This is a genomic window from Micromonospora sp. bgisy143 (assembly GCF_057708145.1).
Genome location: NZ_JBYIRN010000015.1, coordinates 40524 through 65682 on the forward strand (window position 1 = coordinate 40524; position 25159 = coordinate 65682).

20 protein-coding genes are annotated in these 25159 nt (G+C 71.3%); 7 read left to right on the top strand and 13 right to left on the bottom strand.

What is annotated here, in order from left to right:
* Position 1: 1 nt before the first annotated feature.
* The 6 genes from AC3EN4_RS18450 to AC3EN4_RS18475 all read right to left on the bottom strand — a co-directional run bounded on the left by AC3EN4_RS18450 (position 2) and on the right by AC3EN4_RS18475 (position 7625).
* A complete protein-coding gene (locus AC3EN4_RS18450; RefSeq protein WP_422736887.1) occupies positions 2-961 on the bottom strand; it encodes an ABC transporter permease in 960 nt (319 codons plus the stop codon).
* A complete protein-coding gene (locus AC3EN4_RS18455) occupies positions 954-1880 on the bottom strand; it encodes an ABC transporter permease (RefSeq protein ID WP_422736888.1) in 927 nt (308 codons plus the stop codon). The genes AC3EN4_RS18450 and AC3EN4_RS18455 overlap by 8 nt, the downstream gene beginning before the upstream one ends.
* A gap of 149 nt (positions 1881-2029) precedes the next feature.
* Complete coding sequence (locus AC3EN4_RS18460; RefSeq protein ID WP_435207092.1) at positions 2030-3670, bottom strand: peptide ABC transporter substrate-binding protein; 1641 nt, start codon at positions 3668-3670, stop codon at positions 2030-2032.
* A 652-nt stretch (positions 3671-4322) separates the two neighbouring features.
* Positions 4323-5486 (bottom strand): thioester domain-containing protein, encoded by a 1164-nt coding sequence (locus AC3EN4_RS18465; protein ID WP_435207093.1) that lies wholly within the window; start codon positions 5484-5486, stop codon positions 4323-4325.
* A gap of 190 nt (positions 5487-5676) precedes the next feature.
* The gene (locus AC3EN4_RS18470; RefSeq protein WP_435207155.1) at positions 5677-6357 is read right to left on the bottom strand and encodes a response regulator; all 681 of its coding nucleotides are present in this window, start codon (positions 6355-6357) and stop codon (positions 5677-5679) included.
* A 2-nt stretch (positions 6358-6359) separates the two neighbouring features.
* Entirely contained in the window at positions 6360-7625 is a 1266-nt protein-coding gene (locus tag AC3EN4_RS18475; protein WP_422740827.1) for a PspC domain-containing protein, read from the bottom strand.
* Between the two features lie 159 nt (positions 7626-7784).
* On the opposite strand from AC3EN4_RS18475, the gene AC3EN4_RS18480 reads away from it, so the two are divergent.
* From AC3EN4_RS18480 to AC3EN4_RS18490, 3 genes are all read left to right on the top strand, one after another.
* Entirely contained in the window at positions 7785-9602 is a 1818-nt protein-coding gene (locus AC3EN4_RS18480) for a PspC domain-containing protein (protein WP_435207094.1), read from the top strand.
* Positions 9599-10264 carry a hypothetical protein gene (locus AC3EN4_RS18485; RefSeq protein ID WP_435207161.1) on the top strand — a complete coding sequence of 222 codons (666 nt, stop codon included), beginning with the start codon at positions 9599-9601 and terminating at the stop codon, positions 10262-10264. Before AC3EN4_RS18480 ends, AC3EN4_RS18485 begins: the two co-directional genes overlap by 4 nt.
* 157 nt (positions 10265-10421) lie before the next feature.
* On the top strand, positions 10422-11675 hold the full coding sequence (locus AC3EN4_RS18490) for a phosphatidylserine decarboxylase (RefSeq protein WP_422736892.1): 1254 nt from the start codon (positions 10422-10424) through the stop codon (positions 11673-11675).
* A 60-nt stretch (positions 11676-11735) separates the two neighbouring features.
* Here AC3EN4_RS18490 and AC3EN4_RS18495 read toward each other — a convergent pair whose 3' ends face one another.
* The 3 genes from AC3EN4_RS18495 to AC3EN4_RS18505 all read right to left on the bottom strand — a co-directional run bounded on the left by AC3EN4_RS18495 (position 11736) and on the right by AC3EN4_RS18505 (position 15008).
* Positions 11736-12668, bottom strand: coding sequence for a CDP-alcohol phosphatidyltransferase family protein (locus AC3EN4_RS18495; RefSeq protein WP_422740828.1), 933 nt, complete (start codon positions 12666-12668; stop codon positions 11736-11738).
* A 347-nt stretch (positions 12669-13015) separates the two neighbouring features.
* The gene (locus AC3EN4_RS18500) at positions 13016-13897 is read right to left on the bottom strand and encodes an NUDIX hydrolase (RefSeq protein ID WP_435207095.1); all 882 of its coding nucleotides are present in this window, start codon (positions 13895-13897) and stop codon (positions 13016-13018) included.
* A gap of 160 nt (positions 13898-14057) precedes the next feature.
* The gene (locus tag AC3EN4_RS18505) at positions 14058-15008 is read right to left on the bottom strand and encodes an NUDIX hydrolase (protein WP_422736894.1); all 951 of its coding nucleotides are present in this window, start codon (positions 15006-15008) and stop codon (positions 14058-14060) included.
* 143 nt (positions 15009-15151) lie between these two features.
* On the opposite strand from AC3EN4_RS18505, the gene AC3EN4_RS18510 reads away from it, so the two are divergent.
* Entirely contained in the window at positions 15152-15490 is a 339-nt protein-coding gene (locus AC3EN4_RS18510; protein WP_435207096.1) for a PspC domain-containing protein, read from the top strand.
* Positions 15491-15497: 7 nt separating this feature from the next.
* Here AC3EN4_RS18510 and guaA read toward each other — a convergent pair whose 3' ends face one another.
* Positions 15498-17054: a glutamine-hydrolyzing GMP synthase gene (gene guaA / locus AC3EN4_RS18515; protein ID WP_422736896.1), complete on the bottom strand. Its 1557-nt coding sequence runs from the start codon at positions 17052-17054 to the stop codon at positions 15498-15500.
* A 172-nt stretch (positions 17055-17226) separates the two neighbouring features.
* Here guaA and AC3EN4_RS18520 point away from each other — a divergent pair, with 172 nt between their 5' ends.
* Positions 17227-17688, top strand: a complete 462-nt coding sequence (locus tag AC3EN4_RS18520) for a GNAT family N-acetyltransferase (protein ID WP_435207097.1) — start codon at positions 17227-17229, stop codon at positions 17686-17688.
* Here AC3EN4_RS18520 and AC3EN4_RS18525 read toward each other — a convergent pair.
* Positions 17677-19374, bottom strand: coding sequence for an FAD-dependent oxidoreductase (locus tag AC3EN4_RS18525; protein WP_435207098.1), 1698 nt, complete (start codon positions 19372-19374; stop codon positions 17677-17679). The two genes, AC3EN4_RS18520 and AC3EN4_RS18525, sit on opposite strands and share 12 nt — an antisense overlap.
* A gap of 161 nt (positions 19375-19535) precedes the next feature.
* Between AC3EN4_RS18525 and AC3EN4_RS18530 the strand changes: the two genes are divergently transcribed.
* Positions 19536-20639, top strand: a complete 1104-nt coding sequence (locus tag AC3EN4_RS18530) for an LCP family protein (RefSeq protein ID WP_435207099.1) — start codon at positions 19536-19538, stop codon at positions 20637-20639.
* Between the two features lie 105 nt (positions 20640-20744).
* Here AC3EN4_RS18530 and AC3EN4_RS18535 read toward each other — a convergent pair whose 3' ends face one another.
* Together AC3EN4_RS18535 and AC3EN4_RS18540 are read right to left on the bottom strand one after the other, a co-directional pair.
* Complete coding sequence (locus AC3EN4_RS18535; RefSeq protein WP_435207156.1) at positions 20745-22205, bottom strand: M1 family metallopeptidase; 1461 nt, start codon at positions 22203-22205, stop codon at positions 20745-20747.
* Positions 22206-22312: 107 nt separating this feature from the next.
* The gene (locus tag AC3EN4_RS18540) at positions 22313-23731 is read right to left on the bottom strand and encodes a M1 family metallopeptidase (protein ID WP_435207100.1); all 1419 of its coding nucleotides are present in this window, start codon (positions 23729-23731) and stop codon (positions 22313-22315) included.
* A 303-nt stretch (positions 23732-24034) separates the two neighbouring features.
* Here AC3EN4_RS18540 and AC3EN4_RS18545 point away from each other — a divergent pair, with 303 nt between their 5' ends.
* Positions 24035-25156, top strand: a complete 1122-nt coding sequence (locus AC3EN4_RS18545; RefSeq protein WP_435207101.1) for a sugar phosphate isomerase/epimerase family protein — start codon at positions 24035-24037, stop codon at positions 25154-25156.
* Positions 25157-25159 lie beyond the last annotated feature (3 nt).

A 25159-nucleotide genomic window follows, 5' to 3' on the forward strand; every position in this document is an offset into this window, starting at 1 on the left:
CCTAGCGGAGTTTCGGATCGAGGGCCTCGCGGACCGCCTCGCCGAGCATCACGAAGCTCAGCACTGCGGCGACGAGGAAGGCTGCGGGGAAGAACACCAGCCCCGGCGCGACCCGGATGAAATCCTTGCCCTCGCTGATCATGATGCCCCAGGACACCACCGGCGACTTCAGGCCGACACCCAGGAACGACAGGGTGGCCTCGGCGCCGATGAACGAGCCGACCATGATCGTGCCGTAGACCAGCAGCGGGGCCAGACAGTTCGGCAGCAGGTGCTTGAGGATGATCCGACCGCTGCCGGCGCCCAGCGCGCGGGCCGCGACGATGTAGTCGGCCTCCCGGGTGGCGAGCACCGAGGAGCGCATCAACCGCATCACGACCGGCCAACTCAGCACGATCAGCGAGATGATCACCAGGCCCATGATCTCGGCCTTGCTGTTGGTGCTGCCCGAGCCGTTGAACGTGGTCAGGATGACGATCGCGCCGAGCACGAACGGAATCCCGAAGAACACGTCGGCGATCCGGCTGAGCAGCGTGTCGACCCAGCCGCCGAGGTAGCCGGCGATGATGCCCATGGTGCCGCCGACCAGCAGCGTGCCGACCACGGAGAGCACGGCGACCACGACGGAGGCACGGGCGCCGTAGATGACTCGGGCGTAGACGTCCCGACCCTGCAGGTCGTACCCGAACCAGGCGTTCCCGGACGCCTTCTCGAGGCTGCGCGAGAGCGAGCCGTTGACCGCGTCGCCGGGGGCGAACAGCGACGGGAAGGCCGCCATCAACAGGAAGATGACGATGAACGTCGCCGAGATCCAGAACAGCGGCTTGCGGCGCAGGTCGCGCCAGGCGTCACCGAGCAGACCGCGCGGCTTCTCGTTGCCCTGCGGCCCGGGAGTCGTCGGGGTGTCCGTCGCCTGAGCGGGAGGGGTGCTGACGATCGATGCGGTGCTTGGGTCACTCATAACGGATCCTCGGGTCCAGGGCGGCGTAGAGCAGGTCGACCAACAGGTTCATCACCAGATAGACGACCACCAGTACGACCACGATGCCAACCACGGTAGCGCTTTCCTTGGTGACGATCGCCCGGTAGACCTCGCGGCCGATGCCGTTGATGCCGAAGATGCCCTCGGTGACGATCGCGCCGCCCATCAGGGCGCCGAGGTCGGTGCCGAGCAGGGTGACCACCGGGATGAGCGAGTTGCGCAGCAGGTGCACACCCACGACCCGGCGCATCGGCAGGCCCTTGGCGATGGCGGTACGCACGTAGTCGGCGCGGCGGTTCTCCGCGATGCTCGTGCGGGCCACCCGGGCGATGTACGCGACCGACGCGCTACCGAGCACGAAGCCCGGGACGATCAGTTCGGACAACCGCATCTCGGACGAGACGGTCGGCTTGACGATGCCCCACTGCACACCCAGCAGCCACTGCAGCACGAAGCCGACGACGAACACCGGCAGCGCGAGCAGGAACAGGGTCGAGACCAGGACCAGGTTGTCCAGGAAACCGTTGCGACGCAGACCGGTCAGGATGCCGGCGCCGAGGCCGATGACGGCCTCGATGGCGAGCGCGACCAGAGCCAGCTTCAGCGTGTTCGGGTACGCGTTCGCGATGATGTCGCCGATGTCGCGCTGCGAGAACGTCTGTCCGAAGTCGCCCTGGAGGAGGTTCTTCATGTAGTTGCCGTACTGCACGAAGACGTTCTGGTCCAGGTGGTACTTCTCGGTCATGTACGCGACGTACTGATCCGGACAGCGCCGCTCGCCGCACTTGCCGGCGAACGGGTCGCCCGGAACGGCCCAGACGAGGGCGTAGATCAGGAAGGTCGAGCCGATGAAGACCGGCACGAGTTGGAGCAGCCGTCTCAACAGATAACGGCCCATGGGGTGGTCCTCCAGACAGGGGGCGCGTCGGACGGCCGACACGGTGGTGACAACGTGGCGAGTGGCATGTTGTAGCACCCACTCGCGGAACGGCCCCGGGTCGGGCTCACCGGATGTGGCGAGCCCGACCCGGGGTCAGACCGTACGGATCAGAGCTCGACCGAGGTGATGTCGAGTTCGCCGACGTTGTTCAGCTCGAGCTTCTTGATCTTCTCCGAGTGGCCGGACTGCTGGCCGTAGAAGTAGATCGGGATGCTCGGGACGTCCTGGTCGACAACCTCGACGGCCTTGGCGAACGCCTCGTGCGAGGCCTCCAGGCTCGGCGCGGCGCTGGCCTGCTTGGCCAGGGTGTCGACCTGCGGGTTGCTGTAGAGACCGTCGTTCGAGGAGCCACCCTTGACGTAGAGCGGGTTGACCCAGTTCTCCACGTCCGGGTAGTCCTGCTGCCACGCGGCACGGTACGGGCCGGTCATCTTGTGGGCGTTGATGTTCTGCCGGAAGACCGCGAAGGTCGGGATGCCCTCGGCGCGAGCCTCGATGCCGAGGTTGGTCTTGACCTGCTGCGCAACGGCGTCCATCCAGTCCTTGTGGCTGGAGTCGGCGTTGTAGTAGAAGACCATCTCACCGGTGAAGCCGCCGGCCTCGGTCAGCAGCTGCTTGGCCGTGGTCGGGTCGAACTTGCAGGCGGTGCAGTTGCCCGGCTTGGCGCCCGGGGTCAGCGGGTTCGCCCAGCTGTCGGCCGGCTTGCGGGTACCGAAGAAGATCTTGTCGGAGATCTCCTGCCGGTTGATCGACAGCGAGACCGCGCGACGCAGCTTCGGGTTCTGGAAGCGCTTGTCGTAGATCGGGAACGCGATGAACGCGGTCGACGGGGTGACCGTGTTCAGGCCCCGGTCGCCGAGGTCGGTCTTCCACTTGTCACCGGCGAGCGCCGAGGTGGGGACAACCTCCATGAAGTCGAGGTTGTTGGCCAGCAGGTCGGCGTACGCGGCCGTCTCGTCCTGGTACAGCTTGACGTCGACGTCCTTGATCTTCATCTTGTCACGCAGGTTGTAGTCGTCGAAGCGCGTGAGCTTGATGAGGACGTTGTCCTGCCACGAGACGAACTTCACCGGGCCGTTACCGATGGGGTTCTTACCGAACTCCTCGGGCTTCATGGTGAAGAACTTGTCCGGCAGCGGCATGAAGGCGCTGTAGCCGAGCTTGGTCGGGAAGACCGCGGTCGGGGCGGCGAGGGTGACCTCGAAGGTCTGCTCGTCGATGACCTTCAGACCGGAGAGCTCCTTGGCCGACGGCTCCGGGGCCTTCTGCGGGCCGTCCGCGCCGTCCGGGTCCTCGGTGTAGGTCTTGTCGAAGCCCGCGATGTCCGAGAAGAAGGAGCCGTTCTGCGCGCCGTTCGGCGAGTACGCGGCCCAGTTCCAGGCGTCGACGAAGTTCTTCGCCTTCACCTCGGTACCGTCGTGGAACTTGGTACCCTTCTTGATCTTGATCGTGAAGACCTTGGAGTCCTTGGTGTCGATGGACTCGGCCAGCGCGTTGCGCGGGGCCCCACCGTCGTTCGGGTACTCGACCAGGCCGGTCCACAGCCAGTCGATGATCTTGCCACCGCCGGTCTCCGTGGTGTTCGACGGAACCAGCGGGTTCTCCGGCTGGACGCCGTGGATGACGATGGCGCCATCCTTGGTGGCGGCGGCGTCGCCGTCGCTGTCACCGCTCGAGCAACCGCTCGCGACAAGCGCGGCGGCCGCGCTGAGCGCGATCGCGCTCGTCGCCCGCTTCGAGACTCTCATTCCGAGGGGCCTCCTCTTTCTAACCTGGTTCCGTCGTGGGTTTCACGCACGTTTGGGGGTGACACCGCCCGGCTACCTCGGGGCGGAGGTCGCCGGGACCACAGGGAAGTTTGGGGACACCCCTGATGTTCCGATCCGCCGGGCTCCCCACCCGACGGGACACGACCCTACGCAGGCGTCGCGACCACGAACCCGCCGGTAGCAGCGGAGAACATGGTCGTGGGCCGTACGGAGTGCCACACACCGAGGGTGGGGTGCTGCCACTGTGACACCCACCGGCCTCTTCCGTGAAGGTGCCGTTATCAAGCCGTTAGTTGCCCGCCACGTTGCCGATACTTGAAAAATGATCATAAAACGGTCGCGGTGCAGGTCCTCCACCTCGACGCAGATGGCCTGCTAGGAGACCCGAGCGGCGCTCAGGTCCGGCCTCGGCGGATCGCCCGAAGGCCGCCGCCGCCGATCCGTAACCAGTCCGACACGCACCGTTCTTTACCCGTCCGGACGATGCCCTCGTCCGCTACCCGGGCACCAGCACCGGCTGGGTGGACGAGTGCGTCCCGGACGACCTTCTGCGCACCGACGACTGCGCCGGAACGACATCGGCCCCGGCGCCGCTTGCGCGGTGCCGGGGCCGATGGTGCGGCGAGGTGGATCAGGCGGTGAAGCGGACCTTGCGGCGACGCACCACCAGGACGGCCACCGCGCCCGCGGCGAGCAGCAGCAGACCAGCGGTCGCCGCCGCCGCGATCGGCGAACCGGTCAGCGGCAGGCCGCCACCGTTGCTCGCCGGCGAGGTGGACGGGGCCGGGCTGGCCGGCTGCACCGAGTCCGACGGCGTGGCCGACGGGGTGGTCGGGGAGGCCGACGCGCTCGGGGTCGCCGACGGGGTGGCCGGCGGGGTGGTGGGTACGGCGGTGAAGGTGGCCGCCGCCCGGGCGGTGACGGTCGCGCCGGTGCTGCCACCGAGGATCAGCTTCTGCGCCTTCTTCGGGCCGGTGAACAGGAACACCCGGCCGAAGGAGACCGAGTCCTGCGCGGTCAGGGTCACGTTCACCGCGCCGGCGGCCTCGGCGGCCAGCCAGAACTGCCCGCCGTTGGTGGTCGTGGTGACCGGCTTGCCCTCGGCGTCGACGGCGGTGCCGCCGGTGGCCGCGACGGTGATGACGCCCGCCGGGCCCTTCACCGTGAACGGACCGGCCTTGCCGCCGACCGTCGCGGTGGCGCTGGCCGGGTCGACGGACAGCTCGGCACGCGGCTCCGGCTGGTCGGTGGCGTTGTTGACCAGGTAGTCACGGACCTTCGTGATCACCTCGTACTGCTTCTTCTCGAGCAGACCCTTCTCCCACGGGCCCAGCTCGATGCCGTCGCTGAAGTGCCAGACGGCGGTCTGGGTGCCGAAGTAGAGCAGGTTGTCGAGCTGCTTCTTGCCGATCTTGGTGTCCACGCCGGCGGCAGCGAGCAGCTTGGTGGCGTCGGCGTTCGGGTAGCCGTGGGTGAGCACCCACTGCACCTTGCCGAGGTTCTTCACCTGGGACTCGTCCCAGGTGCCCTCCTCGTACGTACCGTTGTTCTTCACGTTCGTGCGGTAGTCGATGCAGAACGCCGGCACCATCTTGCCGTCGATCTTCAGAGCGAGCGCCGACGTGGGGCGCGTCGTGCCGTCGAGCTTCAGGATGAGCTCGGTGCCATCGACCACCTTGGCCACACCGGTGGCCGGAGCGGCAGCGGCGGCGCCCGCCACGCCGAACGCCAGGGCGCTGCCGGCCACAGCCGCCAGGGCGACCCGCGCCCAGCGTCGTCCTCGTTGTCCGAACATCAGAAGTGGTACCTCTCCCCCAGGGGTGACCCGCCGTCGCGGGCACGCTCGTGAGCCGCCGTTTCCGCGGGATGCGAGACCCACGCGCGGAAACGGGACCGGGGCAGTATGGAGCCACGATTGATCTTTTGTCAGCCCCGCCCCGTAACATCCGTGGCATCTGCCCGAAATGCCAGGGCGGAGGAATTGATCACACCAGCCGGCGGTCCGCAGCCCAGCGGGACAGCTCGTACCGGTTGGACATCTGAAGCTTGCGCAGCACGTTCGACACGTGCGTCTCCACCGTCTTGATGGAGATGAACAACTCCTTGGCGATCTCCTTGTACGCGTATCCCCGGGCGAGCAGGCGCAGCACCTCCCGCTCACGGTTGGTGAGCTGGTCCAACTCCGGGTCGGCGACCGGCGCGTCCGGGCGGGCCGCGAACGCGTCCAGCACGAACCCGGCCAGCCGAGGGCTGAACACGGCGTCACCGTCGGCCACCCGGCGGATCGCGGCGGCCAACTCGTCCGGCGAGATGGTCTTGGTGACGTACCCCCGGGCACCGGCCCGGATCAGCCCGATCACGTCCTCGGCCGCGTCGGAGACGCTCAGGGCCAGGAACTTGACCTGCGGGTGAGTGCGCCGCATCGCCTCCAGCACCGCGCGGCCACCGCCGTCGGGCATGTGGACGTCGAGCAGCACCACGTCGGGCAGCGTGACGGCGATCCGGGCGACCGCCTCAGCCACCGTGCTCGCCTCGCCCACCACCTCGACGTGCGCGCCCAACTCGGCGCGTACCCCGGCCCGGAACATCGCGTGGTCGTCCACGAGGAAGACCCGCAGGCGTTCGGGGCGGCTCGGGGCCGGCTGTTCCGTCGGCTGCTCGGCCATGGTCATCTGTTCCTCTCCGCCGCGGACGAGTCCCGGGAGATCGGCAGGATCAACCGGACCTCGGTCCCCTCCCCCGGGCCGGACCGGATCTCGGCCCGTCCGCCGTGCCGCTTCATCCGTCCGATGATCGAACCGCGTACGCCGTGCCGGTGGTCCTCCACCGTATCCGGATCGAAGCCCTTACCCCGGTCCCGGACGAACACGCTGACCTGATCGGGCTCCACCTCGGCGTAGAGCGAGACGGTCTGCACGCCGGCGTGCCGCGCCGCGTTCACCAGCGCCTCCCGGGCGGCGGCGACCAGCGCGCCGACCTTCTCGTCGGTCTCACGGTCCCCCACCACCACCGCCTCCACGGTGATCGCGAAAGTGTCCTCCACCTCGGCGGCGGCCTGCTCCAGGGCGGCGGCGAAGCGTTCGTTCGGCGAGGCCGTGGGCTTGTAGAGCCAGTTGCGCAGCGAGCGCTCCTGCCCCCGCGCCAACCGCTGCACCGTCTTGACGTCGCCGGCGTTGCGCTGGATCAGCGCCAGGGTGTGCAACACCTGGTCGTGCACCATCGCGGCCAACTCGGCCCGCTCCTGCTCCCGGATCCGGCCCTCGCGCTCCGCGCGGAGCTGGTTGTACGTCCGCCAGAGCACCGGTGCCGCGACCACGCCGACCCCGGCCAGTCCGACCAGCGCGAAGATCACTCCGTTGATCACCGCGTCGAAGTTCTGCGCCGGCGAGTAGACCGCCGCGACACCGATGATGCCGACCGCGACCAGCACCCCACCGCCGATGAACCGGAGCACGAAGGCCCGCCGGTCACTCTCCTCGACGACCGCGCCGAGCCACGGGACCGGCATCGTCTCGCCCCAACGACGTCGCCGCTCGGGCGCCGACTGGTGCCAGATCACGCCCGCGCCGACCGCGATGATGGCGACCAGCCAGCCGGCGGTGCCCGCCGCGCCGACCGAGTCGAAGACCATCACCTGGATCAACAGGACACCGAGCCCGATCCCGACGAACGGCAGGAGTTGGCCCACGTCCCGCCGGGGCGGCACGGCGGTGTCACCGGGGCGCAGCGGCACCACCGCCCAGAACGCCGCGTACAGCAGCAGCCCGAGCCCACTGAGCCCGAGCAGCACCATGAACGCGACGCGCACGCGCAGCACCGAGATGCCGAGGTGGTCGGCGATGCCGGCGGCGACGCCGGCGGCCATCCGATGCTCGGGGGCTCGGTAGAGGCGCGGCGGCGGGGTCACGGTGCTGATCACAGGCTCCCTGGTCAGGGTGGTGGGCTGGGCGTGGTTCGGTGAGTCCGATCGTCACACGCTGCGGCGTCCGCCGACCACGGGGACGCCCCCGACATTCCGACCCCTCGGATCTCAGGGTGGCGTCAGGGTCGGGTCCTGAGGTCGTTCGGGCGAGGTCGGCAGCAGGATCGAGGCATGACCGAGGAAGCTGCCCCGCCGCCCCGCCACGGGCCGGCACAGCCGGGCGGTTCAGTACCGCCCGCACCGCCTACGACACCCACCGGCTGGACCGAGCCGACCGCCTTCGGCCCGCCCACCGGCCCGACGGCCCACGAGCCGTCGAGCGCCGGCTACGCGCCGGGCGCCGGCTTCGCAGCCGGCACCGGCTACGGCCCCGGGGGTACGACCGGCACGGGCTACGGGCCCGGCGGCGCCGCGGGTACGCCTGGCGGGCCCGGTGCGCCCGGACCGTCCGTGGGCCCGCTGGGCGGCACCGGCTTCACCTCTCGGTACGGGCTGGTGCGACCCCGCGACGGCCGGTACCTCGCCGGCGTCTGCGCGGCGATCGGACGGGCCACCAACACCGACCCGGTGCTGTGGCGGGTGCTCCTCGCGGTGCTCGGGTTCTTCGGCGGTATCGGCATCCTGGTGTACGTCGCCGCCTGGCTGATCATCCCCAACGAGGGCGACACGGCCTCCCCCGTGGAGTCCATGCTGGGGCGGGGCCGGTCCAGCATGTCCCCGGTGACCGTGATCATCCTGGGCATCCTGGTGGCCGCGAGCTTCGGCTACATCGTCACCGACGCCTTCCGCGCGGTGCTGCTCGGCGCGGCCATCCTGATCGGCGGCGCGTTGCTGCTCAACCGGGACAACCGTGGGCCACAGCCCTCCGGTGGGCCGGTGCCGCCCTCCCCGGCGGGTACGCCAGCCGGACCGGTCCCGCCGGTCGCCTGGCCCGCTCCCGCGTACGGCACGGTACCGCCCAGCGGTCCGCCGGCGACCGCGCCGCTGGCCGGCGACGCCCCGACGTACGCCCCCGCGCCGCAGGGCGGGTACCCGACCGTCCCGGGTGGTCAGCCGCCCGTCACCGGGCAGCCGACCGTCGGCGCGCAGCCGATGTCCCCGATGGCGACGGGGTCCGTGGCCGCTCCGGTGTCCGCACAGCCGGCCACCCCGCAGGGCACCGGCTGGCCGGCCAGCGGCACACCCACCGTCGCCACGCCCACCAGCGGCTGGCCGGCCGCGCCGGTGACCGCCGTACCCGCCGCCGGCCCGGCCACCCAGCCGGGTGCGACGACGCCGGGTGGGTACCGCCCGCCGTTCGCGCCACACGGTCCGTACGCCGCACCGGCGCCGGTCGCGTACCCCCCGCCCAAGCCACCGAAGCCGCCCAAGCGGCCCCGGGAGCGGTCGCCGCTCGGTCCGGTGACCTTCTCGCTGATCTTCCTGGCGCTCGGCGTGGTCGCCCTGCTCGACCTCCTGGACGTCTTCGACGTCGGCGCCTCGGCGTATTTCGCCGCCGCGTTGGCCACCATCGGGCTGGGGCTGCTGGTCGGCACCTGGTTCGGCCGGGCGCGCTGGTTGATCGCGCTGGGCCTGGTGACGGCAGCCGCGTTGGGCACGGCGACCGTAGCCGAGTCCTACGACCGGATCCGGGGCGTGGACGGCGCGGTCACCTGGGCGCCCACCGACTACCGCGACCTCGCCGACCGGTACGAGAACAGCTTCGGTGACGCCGTCCTCGACCTGCGCGGCATCGACTTCACGAAGCGGGACACCCAGGTGACCGTGGCGATCAACTTTGGTCAGGCGACCGTGGTCGTACCGCCCAACGTGGACGTCACCACGGTGGCCGACGTCAACGCCGGCGACGCCACCGTCTTCGGCAACCGATCCGGCGGCATCGACGGCCGGCTGCGCGAGTCCACCGACCTGGGCGCGGACGGCCCGGGCGGCGGGAAGCTGCGGCTGTACATCCACGTCAACGCCGGCAACCTGGAGGTGACCCGGTGAAGGCGCACCGTACGGATCTGCTCTCGTTCGCCTTCGGGCTGGTGTTCCTGGGGCTGTCGGCCTGGTGGCTGCTGGCCCAACTGCTCGGGCTCGCGCTGCCGCCGGTCGGCTGGTTCCTGGCCGGCGCGCTGATCCTGATCGGGATCTTCGGTCTGGTCGGCGCGCTGCGCTCCGGCAGTTCCAGCCGCCCGGAGCCGAACGATTCCGCCGGGCCGGGGGCGCCGGCCTCCGCCACCACGGTCGCGCCCGGGGCCGTCGCCACCGAGCAGGGCACGCCGCCGACCGCCGCGTACGAACCGCCGACGTACGAGCAGCCCACGTACGAACAGCCCACGTACGAGCCCACGCCCGACGCCGCGCCCACCGCCGAGCTGCGCACGCCGGAGCCGCCCACGGCCGAACTGCGCACGCCCGACGCGCCGGCGGCCGGCATGGTCCACCCCGCCTGGCTGGCCCACGCCCCGGCGGAGCCGGAGTCCGCACCGGCCACCGAGGCGACCCGGGTCGACCACCCGGTCACCCCGGACGGCGAGAACCGGGTGGGCGATCCACCGCGGGAGGAGTCGGCAGCCGACAAGAATCCGGTGGTCCACGACGACCACGCGGCCGCCGACGATCCGGCGGGCACGAACGAGCGACCGGGGCGGCGGCAGGATTCCTGACCGGCCTTCCGGTCCGGGCCGGAGGGCTCGCCGGTGCGGCGGGCGTGGACAGGCGCATATGCTGGCCGGTGGAGATCTCGCCTCCGCCGGCCGGCCCGTCCCGCCATGGCGCCCCCGCCGCGATTCCCGTCTCTACCCCGTCAGGAGCCCGCCCGTCATGACGCAGTCCCCCGCCGTGCGTACCACCGGCCGGTCCGGTCCGGTCCGCATCGGCGAGCGAGCCGCCCGTACGCTCGTCTCCGAGCTTGCCCGGATGAACGACCCGAAGGTCGCCCTGCTGGTCGGCGCGAGCCCGGAGTCCGCGGTCCTGGCCGCGGCGATCGAGGCGTTGCTCCCCGGCGACCGGCTCACCGTGGTGCCCGCCGAGTCGTCCACCGCCGCCGCGCTCCGCGAGCACGTCACCGCGCAGGGCCGGTGGGTCGCCGACCGGGTACGCGTGGTCGACTCGCTCGACGACGCCGAGGCCGGGGCGGTGGTCATCGCCGGTGAGGCGTTCACCGGCACCGCCGAGGAGGCCCGTACCGGCATCCAGGGGTTGTCGAAGTACCTCGTCGACGGCGCCGTGTTGAGCATCGCCACCACCGCGACTCCGGGCCGGACCGCCGGCGCGGCCGGCGAACTGGGCCGGCAGGACGCCCTGTACGGCGTCGGCAACGACCTGGTGCTGCGCAACTCGCCGCCGCTTAGGGTCCACCGGCTGCGATTCACGCCCGCCAGTCCGGCGGCGGCCGACCGGCTGGCCCCGGCGTACCGGCCGTCCAGCGTGCCGCTGACCAGAGGCATGCACATCGACTCCAACGGAGTGGCGGCGGCGGGCATCACGCTGGGTCTGGCGGCGCTGGCCCGGGTGGCGCGTCCGTCGTCCAAGCTGTGGCTGCTGCCGGCGCTGGCGGCCGGCCCGGTCGCCGCGTTCTTCCGGGACCCTGAGCGGGACGTGCCGGAGGACCCGAACGCCGTGGTGGCCAGCGCGGACGGCAAGGTCCTGTCGGTGCAGCGGCTGCACGACGAGCGGTTCGGTGACGGCGAGTGGCTGCGCGTCGCGGTCTTCCTGTCCGTGCTGGACGTGCACGTCAACCGCGCTCCGGTCGCCGGCAAGGTGGTGGACTACTTCGTCGCCGACGGCGGGTTCGTCAACGCGATGAAGCCGGACGCCGAGCACAACGTCGCCGCGTACACCGTGCTGGACACCAGCCGAGGCACGGTGGTGGTCGCGCAGCGGACCGGCCTGATCGCCCGCCGCATCGTGCAGCGCGCGCCGATCGGCGCGCTGCTGGCCAAGGGCGAGCGGTTCGGGCTCATCCGGTTCGGCTCCCGGACCGACGTCTACCTGCCGGCCGACGCCGCGGAGCCGCTGGTGGGGCCGGGCGACAAGGTGGTCGGCGGCGCGACGGTCATCGCCCGCTGGCGCTGAGACCAGGATGCGAAGAACGGGGCGCCGCTGTCCGCGGCGCCCCGTTCTTCGTACGTCGGATCAGGCGGTACGACGCTGGCGCAGCCAGAGCACCGGCCCGCTGACCAGGTAGCCGACCACGATCAGGGCGAACGTGAGCCGGACGTCGACGAGCGCGCCGAGCACCGGGGCGAGCCAGAGCCACGGCGGCAGCTTCACCAGGCGTGCGAGCTTGGCGTACGGGAAGCTGGACACCATCGCGAAGGCGAGCAGCGCCACGCCGGCCACGAGCACGAGGCCCGGCACCGGCAGACCGATCGCCACGGTCACGGCGAGCACGGCGGCGGCCATGGTGGTGGGGACACCGCAGAAGAAGCGGCCGTCCTTCGGCGACACGTTGAAGCGGGCCAGTCGGATCGCCGCACACGCCGCGACCAGCGCACAGGCGACCGCGGCCGCGGCCGTCGACACGGAACCGGCGAGCGAGGCGTAGACCACCACGGGCGCGGCGAGGCCGAACGAGCACATGTCGGCGAGCGAGTCCATCTGCGCGCCGAACGGGCTGGCGACGCCGAGCCGACGCGCCAACGCGCCGTCCAGGCCGTCGAAGACGACGCAGGCGATCAGGCAGAGGGCGGCGATGCGCACCTCACCCTGCATGGCCAGGAAGATCGCCAGCATGCCGAGCATCAGGCTGGACAGGGTGCAGGCGTTGACCACGGCGAACTTCATCCGGCGGGCCATCGTGCGCTCGCCGGGGAGCAGGGGGATCGATCCGGCGGTGGCCTCGTCGGTGTGCGTCATCGGCAGCGCCGGGCTGACCGGCATGACCGCCTCGATGTCGGCGCGGGTGACGCCGGCCGGGCGGCTGAGCCGGTCCAGACCGTAGCGACGGCGCTGGCGGTTGGCGTACCGGTGCTCCGGGAGTGTCAGGTCGGTGGTCCGCAGGTCACCGTCGCGGCGGCCCACGCGGACCAGCAACACCTGGCGGGCGAACGTGCTGCTGCGGCGCAACCGGCCCGCCCAGCGACGCCCTGCGGGGCGCGGACTGTCAGTCGTACGACGCCGGCGCCAAGGGGCTCTCGGCACGTTTCCTCCATCACCGGATCGGCTTGCCGCCCTCGGGGGGCGGGTGTCCGGCTGTCTCGTGCCGGACCTTGCGTGGCCCGGCAGCCGTTTTGGCGGAGTACACCATCGCACAGGGGAACGGGGCTTGGCGATAGCTGCCGGCGGTACTTATCTGGTGTAAACCGCGCGAACCGCCTTCTAATTCCCATCCCGGGCTTCATCGCCCGTTTCCTCCACCATTCCCATCCCCGACTCTACCGGAGGGTAGCCAACTCGGCTCGCTGAGCCGAGTGCTATCCGCCCAGCTGTCCGATTGCCGAGGCAGCGATACCGGTCAGCGGCAGGTCAACGGTCTCGGCGGCGGTGAACCAGCCCGCCCGTGCGGTCGAGCCACCGGCGGACTCGGTGACCACGGCGTCGGTCGGTGCGTCCACCAGCACCCGGTAGACCACCCGGACGCCGTGCCAGTCCAGCGGCCGGCCCTCCGGGCCGAGCGCGGCCGGGTTGTGCAGGTTGTCCACGCCGAGCAGCTCCACCACGCGGCCCACCTGACCGCCCTCCTCCACCAGTTCCCGGAGCAGCCCGGTGGTCGGCTGCTCACCGTGGTCGGTGCCGCCGCCGGGCAGGTGCCACTTGCCGGCCCCCGGGTAGCCGTCGGCGATCTGGGTCAGCAGGATCCGTCCGGCCGGATCGGTGACCAGCCCGTACGCCCCGAAGCGCAGCCGGCGGTCCGGATGCGACGGCGCGGGCGGGGCGGTCGGGTACGCGTCGGCCGGCAGCGGGACGGCGGGCAGACCGAGCAGTTCGGCGCTGAACGGCGTCAACGGCAACTCGCTCGCCGCCTCGGGACCGACCCAGCGGGTCTCGACGCCACCGTCGGTGACCTCCGGCACACCGTCCCGTCCGGCCAGATCGAACAGCAACCGGTCGGTGTGCACCGAGACGCCGCCCGTGTCACCGCTCACGTCCGCGACGACGGCCCGCAACCGCTGCACCGACGCGGTCGACCCGGTCTGCGCGGAGAACGCGCGCAGCACGGCCCGCTCCGGGTGCTCGGCGTGCGCAACGACCCCGCCCGGCAGCGACCAGGCCCGCTCACCATCGCCCCGAACAACCAGAAACCGCCCCAAGTCCCCGAGAAGACCATAAGCAGCCACCCGCCGCACCAAAACCACCCCACCAACCCCCGAATCCCCCACGTCCCCACTCCCCCCGTCCCCGCCACCGATCCGGTGATCATGAAGTTATCGCCGTCCATCTCGGCGTGTCCTGACAATAACTTCATGATCACCGCGACGCGGGGGGACGCGGGGAGGTGGGTGGGTGGGGGTGGGGTTAGGTGAGGCGGGCGGCTTGGACTGCTTCGGCGGTTACCTCGGTCAGGCGGTCGGTGGGGAGGGCACCGAGTTCTTCGCGGGCGAACCAGCGCGCCTCGCAGGTGGAACCGCCGACGTCACCGATGATCAGCGGGTTGGGCTGGTCGACCACGACCCGGTAGAAGGCGCGTACGCCGTGCCAGTCGATCGGGTAACCCTCCGGACCGAGCGAGGCGGCGTCGCGGTGGCTCGCCACACCGAGCAGCTCGACGAGGCGGCCGGCCTGGCCGGTCTCCTCGACCAACTCCCGGATGAGCGCCGCGCCGGGCTGCTCGCCGTAGTCGGTGCCGCCGCCGGGCAGGTGCCAGCAGCCGGCACCCGGGTAGCCGTCGGAGATGCGGGTGAGCAGCACCCGACCGGCCGGGTCGGTGCACACCGCGTACGCGGCGAAGCGCTGCGCGCGGTGCAGCCCGTCCGGGCCGGGGACCGCGTAGAAGGAGGGGAACTCGGGGGCCTCCTCGGGCACCACGTCGGCCGAGGAGGCGGGGAGGCCGAGGGTGCGGGCGGTGAAGGAGCGCAGTGGCAACTGCCGCGCCTCGTCCAGCGTGTACCACCGGGCCAGGTCGGTGGGGCGCTCGCCGGTGCGGTCGGCCAGGGTGCCGCCGCGCACCGCCACCCGGTAGATCAGGCGATCGGTGTGGATCGTGATGCCGCGCTCGGGCAGTGCCCGCATGTCGGCCAGCACGTCGGCCAGGCCCGAGACGGCGACCGAGAGGCCCGTCTCGGCGGCGGTCTCGCGGACCACCGTGTGGTTGGGGTCCTCGCCGTGGTCGACCGCCCCGCCGGGCAGGGACCAGGTGCCGGGTGTGCCGGAGCGCTCCGATGCGCGGACCAGCAACACTCGGCCGTCTGAATCAGCACAAACTGCGTATGCCGCGATCCTGCGAAGCGGCTCCAGCATGGTGGTCACGGAACCAAATTCTCCCCGGGCCGCGTTACCGGAACGGAAAAGAGTCGGATTCCTGACTCCTCGCTCGCGCTCAGGGATCGATCAGGGTAGGGATCCGGGCGGTCACCGAGGGCAGGCCGGTCGTCGGCGCGGACCGTGGAGGCATGACACCTACCGCCGCTCCCCAGGCCCCGTACAAGCAGCTCCGGCGACCCACCACCGACCGCATGGTGGCGGGGGTCGCCAGTGGCCTCGGCCGCTACTTCGACGTCGACCCCACACTGGTCCGGGTGGCCTTCGCGGTCACCGGACTGCTCACCGGCGGGCTCGCGCTGCTCGCGTACCCGATCATGTGGTTCCTGATGCCCGAGGAGCCCACCGGCGCGCCCGCCTGGCCGCACCCGGCGGGCGTCGCGCCGACCGCCGGGTCCGCGCCCGGCGGTCCACAGCCGGGGTACGCCCCGACGCCGCCCTACCCGCCGACGACCCCGCCGGCCGCGTGAGGCCGGCTCACTCCCACTCGATGGTGCCCGGCGGCTTGCTGGTCACGTCCAGCACCACCCGGTTCACCTCGGCGACCTCGTTGGTGATCCGGGTGGAGATCCGGGCGATGACCTCGTAGGGCAGCCGGGACCAGTCGGCGGTCATCGCGTCCTCGCTGGAGACCGGGCGCAGCACCACGGGATGCCCGTAGCTGCGCCCGTCACCCTGCACCCCGACGCTGCGCACGTCGGCGAGCAGCACCACCGGGAACTGCCAGACGCCCCGGTCCAGGCCGGCGGCGGTCAGCTCCTCGCGGGCGATCAGGTCGGCCTGACGCAGCAGGTCGAGGCGCTCCCGGTCGACGGCGCCGATGATCCGGATGGCCAGACCGGGGCCGGGGAACGGGTGCCGCCAGACCATCGCCTCGGGCAGGCCGAGCTGGAGGCCGAGCGCCCGGACCTCGTCCTTGAAGAGCGTGCGCAGCGGCTCGACGAGCGCGAACTTCAGGTCCTCCGGCAGGCCGCCGACGTTGTGGTGACTCTTGATGTTGGCGGTGCCGGTGCCGCCACCGGACTCGACCACGTCCGGGTAGAGAGTGCCCTGGACGAGGAACTCCACGTCACCGTGCGAGGCGATCTCACGGGCGGCGGCCTCGAAGACCCGGATGAACTCCCGGCCGATGATCTTGCGCTTCTGCTCGGGGTCGGTCACCCCGGCGAGCGCGCCGAGGAACCGGTCCGCCGCGTCGACCACCTTGAGCTTGATGCCGGTGGCCGCTACGTAGTCCTTCTCGACCTGCTCGGCCTCGCCGGCGCGCAGCAGGCCGTGGTCGACGAAGACGCAGGTGAGCTGGTCGCCGACCGCCCGGTGCACCAGCGCGGCGGCGACCGCCGAGTCCACCCCGCCGGAGAGGCCGCAGATGACCTCCTTGTCGCCGACCTGCGCCCGGATCCGGGCGACCTGCTCGTCGATGATGTTCTCGGGCGTCCAGGTCGGCTCGATGCCGGCGATGTCGTACAGGAAGCGGGTCAGCATCTCCTGGCCGTGCGCGGTGTGCCCGACCTCGGGGTGGAACTGCACGCCGGCCCGGCGACCGGCGACGTCCTCGAAGGCGGCGACCGGCGCGCCCGCCGACTCGGCGGTCACCGTGAAGCCCTCGGGGGCCTCGGTGACGCAGTCGCCGTGACTCATCCACACCGGCAGGTCCGCCGGCAGGTCGCGGAGCAGCACGCCCGGCTCGGTGAGACGCGGACGCAGCGGGGTGCCGCCGTACTCGCGGTTGCCGGTGTGGGCCACCGTGCCGCCGAGCGCCTGGGCCATCGCCTGGAAGCCGTAGCAGATGCCGAAGACCGGCACGTCGGCCGTGAACAGGCCGGCGTCGACCTGCGGGGCGCCCGGCGCGTACACGCTGGAGGGACCGCCGGAGAGGATGATCGCGGCCGGGTTCTTCGCCAGCATCTCGGCGACCGGCATGGAGTGCGGCACGATCTCGGAGTAGACCTTCGCCTCCCGGACCCGGCGCGCGATGAGCTGGGCGTACTGGGCTCCGAAGTCCACCACGAGGACGGGGCGAGGCAGGCTCATGTGCACAAAGCCTACCGAGTGTCACCGCCGGCCCGACCCGCGCCCCACGGACCCGGCGCGCCGGCCGCGTCGTTGGCGATATGCCCCGTGATGTCCGTCCGGACGGCAAGGGCCTTTCGCGTCCCGATACGGTCGGCGACGATCCCCGTACGGACCGGACGGAGGCGTACCGATGACCGAGCTGAGCATCCGGGCGTTCCGCCCCGGTGACGGCGACGCGCTGGCGGCCCTGGTCGGCCGCTGTCTACGGGAGGTGAACAGCCGCGACTACCCGGCCGAGCTGATCGACCGGATGTGCGACCACTTCACCGCCGACCGGTTCCGCGAACTCAGTGCCGAGCGGCGGATTTACGTCGCCGAGCAGGACGGACACCCGGTCGGCACGGTGTCCCGCGACGGCAACAAGGTCTACACGATGTTCGTCGACCCGGACGCGCACGGCCGCGGCATCGGCCGTCGGTTGATGCGGCACGTCGAGGAGCTGGCCCGGGCCGAGGGGCACACGTTCGTGGAGACCGGCGCCAGCCACACCGCACACGGCTTCTACCAGCGGATCGGCTACACCGACGTCCGCGTCAGCGACACCGTGTTCGGCGTCAACCACATCCTGCGCCGGCCCCTGTCAGGGGCGTAGCGCGGCCGGGGCGTCCGCGGGCACCGCCGGCGTGCGCGGGGGTACGGGCGTCAGCCGTCGGTACGGATCTCCGAGCGGAGGCCGAGGGTCCTCGTCGCCCCGGTTGGGCCAGAAGGACATCGCCCGTTCCGCCTGCGCGGTGATCGTGAGCGACGGGTTCACGCCCAGGTTCGCCGACACGGCCGCGCCGTCGACGACGTGCAGCCCCGGATGGCCGTACACCCGGTGCCAGGGGTCGACCACGCCGTCGGCCGGGGTCGCGCCGATCACCGCCCCGCCCAGGATGTGCGCGGTGACCGGGATGTCGAACGGTTCGGTGAGCGAGCCGCCGGGCGTACCGCCGATCTCCTCGGCGAGCAGTCGGGTGGCGGTGTTGCCGGCCGGGATCCAGGTCGGGCTCGGGGTGCCGTGACCCGGCCCGGCGACCAGGCGGCGGCCCCACGGGCCGCGCCGCCAACGGGTGGTCAACGAGTTGTCCACCGACTGCATCACCAGGGCGATCACGGTCCGCTCCGACCAGCCGCGCACGGTCAGCATCCGGGCGGCCAGGACCGGCTGCCGGATGATGCTGCCCAGCCAGCGCCGGACCCGGTGCGGTCCGCCGTCGACAAGCAGCGACTGGAGCAGACCCATGGCGTTGGAGCCGCGGCCGTAGCGGACCGGCTCGATGTGGGTCTGCGGATCGGGGTGGAACGAGCTGGTGATCGCAACCCCCTCGGTGAAGTCGGTCCGCTGCTGCCGGGCCCGTTGCCGGGGGATCGACGCGCCGAGGATCGCCTCGGAGTTGGTCCGGGTCAGCGCGCCCAGCCGGTCGGAGAGGCGGGGCAGCGCCCCGGTGGCCTTCATCTCGTGCAGCAGCCGCTGGGTGCCGAGCGCGCCGGCCGCGAAGACCACCTGGTCGGCGTGGATCACCTGCCGCCGCCGGCGCAACCACGCCCCGGTGCGTTCGGTGTGCACCTCGTACCCGCCGCCGGCGGCCGGCCGGACGGCCGTCACCGTGGTCAGCGGGTGCACGGTGGCGCCCAGCCGTTCAGCGAGCCAGAGGTAGTTCTTGGCCAGGGTGTTCTTGGCACCGTGCCGGCAGCCCGTCATGCACGAGCCGCAGTGCAGGCAGCCGGTGCGCTCCGGGCCGACGCCACCGAAGTAGGGGTCGGCGGCGCGTTCACCGGGTCGGCCGATGTGCACGCCGACCGGGGTGGCGTGGAAGGTGTGGCCCACCCCCATCCGGTCGGCCACCGCCCGCATGGCGCGGTCCGCGCCTGTCTGGATGGGGTACGTGGTGACGCCGAGCATCCGTTTCGCTTGGTCGTAGTGGCGGGCCAGCTCGTCGCGCCAGTCGGTGACGTCGCGCCACTGCGGATCGGTGTAGAAGGCGTCAAGCGGTTCGTAGAGCGTGTTCGCGTAGACCAGCGACCCACCGCCCACGCCCGCCCCGGAGAGCACCAGCACGCCGCCGCCGGACCTGCCGGTGGCCGAGCGCAGCAGGGTGAGCCGTTGGATGCCGTAGCAGCCCAGCCTGGGCGCCCAGAGGAAGCGGCGCAGACGCCACGACGTCTGCGGGAACTCGTCGTCGGCGAAGCGTCGGCCGGCCTCGACGACACCGACGGAATAGCCCTTCTCGGCCAGCCGGAGCGCGGTGACGCCGCCGCCGAAGCCGGACCCGATGACGACCACGTCGTACCGCATGGACGCATCATTACTCGCCAGTAGCGCTCGCGCCAGGGCCCGTTTTCGCGCGATCATGCACCGGCCGACCGACCCGGCGCCTCCCGGCCGCAACCCGGAGCACCCGTCGGAGCGTTGTTCCGGATACGGGTGGAGGGAAGCACAGGATGATTCTGGGGTCGATGGAGCCGCGCCGACGCTGGCTGCTGCTCGGGCTGGCGGCACTCGCCGTCGTCGCGCTGATCGTGGGCGGAACAGCGGTGATCACGCGGCTGAGCGGCGACGACACGCCCGCCGGCACCCCGGTGGCCGGCTCGCCGAGCCCGTCGGCGGCCGCCACGCCCAGCCCGAGTCCGACCGGCCCACCGCCGGGCGCGAACATCACCGGCCCGCTGACGCTGCTGCTGGTCGGCGTGGACACCCGGGTCAGCGTGCCCGGCTGGGAGCCGCACTCCGACGCCGTTCTGGTGCTGCACGTGCCGAAGGGCCTGGGCCGGGCGTACCTCTTCTCGCTCCCCCGCGACCTGCTGGTGGACATCCCGCCGTTCCCCAAGGCCGGCTACAAGGGCGGCAAGACCAAGCTCACCCACGCGATGAGCTTCGGCAGCCGGGTGCCGGGCAAGCCCAAGCAGCCGAGCACGGCCCAGGGGTACGAGCTGCTGCGCAGCACGGTGAGCGGCTACACCGGGCTGCGGATCGACGCGGGCGCGGTGCTCACCTTCGGCGGGTTCGACAAGCTGGTGAACGCGCTCGGCGGGGTCGACATCTACGTCGACCAGCGGGTCGCGTCCCTGCACCGCAAGCCGGACGGCACGTACCGGGACAGCGCGCCCGGTGGCTACACCGGACCGCAGAAGGTCTACGAGAAGGGCGAGCAGCACCTCAACGGCTGGCAGGCGCTGGACTACGCCCGGCAGCGCTACATCACCGGCGGTGACTACGCCCGCCAGCGTCACCAGCAGCAGCTGATCAAGGCCCTGACCCGCAAGATCCTCGACGAGGGCCTGGCCCGGCAGCCCGAGCGCGTCGACCAGGTGGTCGCCGCCCTGGGCAACACCCTGGTGTACGTCGGTGGCAACCGGATCGTCGACCTGGCGTACGCCCTCAGCGGGGTGCCGGAGAACCAGTTCACCCTGGTCGGCCTGCCCGGCTCAGGCGTCGGCAAGGGCAGCGCCTACAAGGGCGAACAGCTCACCAGCGAGGGCCGGAAGTTCATCACGGAACTCCGCGCCGGTCGCGCCGACGCGTACCTGAAAACCCACCCCAACCTGGTGGTCAAGAACTGACCCCGCCCCCCCTGAACCCCCGCGATCTTGCACTTTCGGTTGCCGATTGGGCCGCACTCGCCCCTTTTGCCGGCGCAGAAAGTGCAAGATCGCGGGGAGTGGGGGTCAGAGCTTCTTGGGCTGGGCGGGCTTCTTGGTGCCGTACAGCCACGCGTCGAAGAGGGCGTCGAGCTGCTTGCCGGAGATCCGCTCGGCGAGGGCCACGAACTCGGCGGTGGTGGCGGTGCCGTTGCGCTTCTCCGCCGCCCACGTCTTGACGATCTCGAAGAACGCCTTGTCGCCGACGGCCACCCGCAACGCGTGCAGGGTCATCCCGCCGCGCTGGTAGACCGACTCGCTGAACAGGTCTTTCACGCCCGGCTTGCCCGGCGGGGTCTTCCACACCGTGGCGGGCACCCGCTGGTACCGGATGTCGAACGCCTGCTTGGCGGTGTACTCCTTGGTGTGCTCCGCCCAGAGCCACTCCGCGTACGTCGCGAAGCCCTCGTTCAGCCAGATGTCCTCCCACCTGGCCAGCGCCACGCTGTCGCCGAACCACTGGTGGGCCAGCTCGTGGGCGACCACCTCGGTGTTCTCGCCCCGCTTGAAGAAACCGGCCGAGTAGACCGGGCGGCTCTGCGTCTCCAGCGCGTACCCGATCCGGCTGTCCGAGACCACCACCCCGCCGTACGCGTCGAACGGGTACGGCCCGAAGACGGTCTCCAGGTAGTCGGCCACCTTGACGGTCTGCGCGATCGACGCGTCGGAGGCGCCCTTGGCCACCTTTGTGGTGACCGCGCTGTAGACCGGCTTCCCCTTGTGCTGGCCCGTGGTGATCCGGAACTTGCCGATCACCACGTTGCTCAGGTAGCTGGCCATCGGCGACTTCTCCGACCACTTCCAGGTGGTCCAGCCGTCCGCGGTGGTGCTGCCGCCCGGCACCCCGTTGCTGACCGCGGTCAGCCCCTGCGGGACGGTGATCTCGAAGTCGTACGCGGCCTTGTCCGACGGGTGGTCGTTGACCGGGAACCAGGTGCTCGCCGACTCGGGCTGGCCCAGCGCGATCGCGCCGTCGGCGGTGTGCAGGAACCCGCCCTCGCCGAGCAGTTCGTTCTTCAGCGGCTTCGGCACACCCTCGTACGCGATCTCCACCACGAACCCGTTGCCGGTGATGAGGCCGGCCGCCGGCGTGATCACCAGCTCGTTCTTGTTCCGGGTGTGGGTGGCCGGCGCGGCGTCCACGGTGACCGTCTTGACGGTCAGGCCGGCCAGGTCGAGGTTGAAGGACGACAGGTCCGCCGTCGCGGTGGCCTGCACGGTGGTCGTACCGGTCAGCCGGTCCTTCGCCGGGTCGTACCGCACCTTGACGGTGTACTTCCCGACGTCGTACCCGCCGTTGCCGTAGCTGGGGAAGTACGTGTCGCCGACGCCGGCGGCGCCGGCCGTGAAGGCCCGCGACGGGGTCGGGGACGCGCTCGGCGACGGTGCCGCCGCCTCCGGTGTGGACGAGTCGCACCCGGACACCAGGAGCGCCCCGGTCACCAGTAGACCGACGCCCGCCCGCAGTCTGTGCCGCGTACCCCGCATCACGAAACCTCCCCGTACGCCCCGTGCGGATGGCATGGCCACCTCGCGCGACCGGCGCTCCTGCCCGATCGCAGGCGGCAGCCTATCGACCGATGATCACGGCGTCGTCACGGCAGGCTCGGGGCGGCTCCGCCGACCAGCCAGGCGTCGAGCAGGGGCCGCAACGGTCGGCCGGCCACCCGTTCGGCCAGCGCCACGAAGTCGGCGGTGGTGGCGTTCGCGGTGGCCCGCTCGGACGTCCAGGTGCGCAGGATGCGGAAGAAGGTGTCGTCGCCGACCGTCCGGCGCAGCGCGTGCACGGCGAGCGCGCCGCGTTTGTAGACGGCGGTGCCGAACATCTCCTCCCGGCCTGGCTCGACCGATGGCTGTGACCAGTCGGTCGACGCGTACTGCAGTTCGAAGTTGCGCTGCGCGGTCCGGCCGCCGTCGTGCTCCTCCCACAGCCACTCGGCGTAGCTGGCGAAGCCCTCGTTGAGCCAGATGTCGCTCCACCGGCGCAGGGACACGCTGTCGCCGAACCACTGGTGGGCCAGCTCGTGCGCGACCACGCCCGGGTTGGGGCGGTCCCCGGTGAAGAAGGCGGGCCCGTAGACCGGCCGGGACTGCGTCTCCAACGCGTACCCGATCCGCTCGTCGGCGACCACGATCCCGCCGTACGAGTCGAAGGGGTACGGGCCGAAACGGCTGGCCAGGAAGTCGACGATCTCGCCGGTGCGCGCCACCGAACCGGCCGCGCCACCGGTCTCCGGCAGGCTCGCGGCGACCGCGGTGACGATCGGCCGTCCGGCGTGGGTGCCGGTGACCACCCGGTAGTTCCCGATCACCAGGGTGCTCAGGTAGCTGGCCATCGGGGTGCGCTCCGACCAGCGCCAGGTCGTCCAGCCGTCGGCGCTGCTGCGCGGGCCGGGTACCCCGTTGCTCAACGCGGACAGTCCGTCCGGGACGGTCACCGTGATGTCGTAGCCGGCCTTGTCGGACGGGTGGTCGTTGACCGGGAACCAGGTGGCCGCCGAGTCGGGCTGGCCGAGCGCGATGGCCCCGTCGGCGGTGTGCAGGAAACCGCCGCTGCCCAACGCGCCGTCGTCGACCGGGGTGGGCACGCCCGCGTAGTCGACGGTCACCGTGAACGACCGGCCGCGGGCGAGCCCGTCGTGCGGGGTGATGACCAGTTCGCCGTCGTCGCGGCGGTGCCCGGCGCGCTTGTCGGCGACGGTGACCTCGTCGACGGTGAGGCCGACCAGGTCCAGGTTGAACCGGGACAGGTCCTGGGTGGGTGTCGCCGTGATGGTGGCCCGGCCGGTGAGCCGGTCGGTCTTCGGGTCGTAGCGGACGTCCAGCCCGTAGTGCGTGACGTCGTAGCCGCCGTTGCCGCGCCCCGGGACGTACGGGTCACCGGCGTCCGCCGCACCGGGTGCGAAGCCGTCGTCGCCCGTGCAGCCGGCCGTGGCCAGCGCGACGGCGCAGCTCAGTGCCGTCACCGCGGCGGTCAGCCGACGGCGGTACGGTCTCCGTCCGCTCCGGACCATGCACGACTCCCTCGGTGCCGACTCCCGGTCACGAGCGTAGTCAGCGACGTCGGGCCGGACGTCGGTATTGACGATCATCAGTAACTTTCGTTGATGCAAGCAAAAGTTCGAGAGAATCGATGCTTTCTTTCGGCTTCGACCGACGTTAGTGTCTGACCCCAAGATGTAACACGTTCGGAACATCACCGTCCCTGGCCTCGCCGGGAACGCCGAACAGGCGCTCGGCGGCGCCCGCGATCCGATCCCTCGTCGCACCTCTGCTGATCGTCACCGACGGCAACCGCCGTCGCGAAAGGTGGAACGATGCCAGAAAACACCGCCCCCCACGCCTCCCCCGCCGGTCGGCTCAGCCGCCGCTCCCTGCTCGCCGCCTCGGCCGGCGCGGCCGCCGCGCTCGGCGCCGCCGGCCTGCCGGTCCTCGCCACCGGAACCCCCGCGCTCGCCCATCCGAAGGACAAGGGCAGGAGCAAGCTGCGGGTCGAACCGCTGATCCCGGCGAAGAACCGCGGCATCATCCTCTACAGCGTCCGGGACCGGATCACCGCCGCGCCCGACGACAGCGGCGTGCCGTACGGCTTCGAGCGCGTCCTCGCCCGTCTCGCCGAGATCGGCTACAAGGAAATCGAGTTCGCCGGCTACACCCAGAGCACGGAGATCCTCGGCCGGCAGATCACCCCCCGTGAGATCCGCAAGATCCTCGACGACAACGGCCTCGTCGCCAACGGCACGCACGCCTCGATCCAGGCGGCCACCTTCCAGCAACAGTTGGACATCGCCGAGGAACTCGGCATGAAGAACATCGGCACCGGAAGCGACCCGACCAACAGCGCGTACCGGGCCGACTGGGACGCCGCCGCCGACACCTGGAACGAACTCGGCCGGCAGGCGCACGCCCGCGGCATGCGGCTCTACACGCACAACCACGACGTCGCGTACAGCTTCCTGCTCGACTCCGGGCCGCTGGACGCGCAGGGCCGACCCACCCGCTCGTCGGGCATCCGGCGGCTGGAGTACTTCTTCGGCCGGACCGATCCCCGGTACGTCTTCTTCGAGTTCGACATCTACTGGGGTTACGTGGCCCGGTACAAGCACCAGAAGTACGTCGACCCGACCGGTCGGGAGCAGACCGACCTGTTCGACCCGATCCTCAACGTGGCGGACCGGACCAACCGGTTCCCGCTCTTCCACGCCAAGGACGGCGACCGGGACACCAGCGTGCCCAACGGCCACCAGATGGTCCCGCTCGGCGAGGGCGACATCAACTTCCAGCAGTTCTTCCAGACCATCGGCGAGCGGGACTTCCACCACGCCAACTGGGAGATGGACACCGCCCCCGGCGGCACCACGAACCGGGGCCAGTCACTGGACTTCGCGGCGCTCAGCTACCGCAACATGTCCGACCTGACCATCTACCTCAAGAAGTAGCGC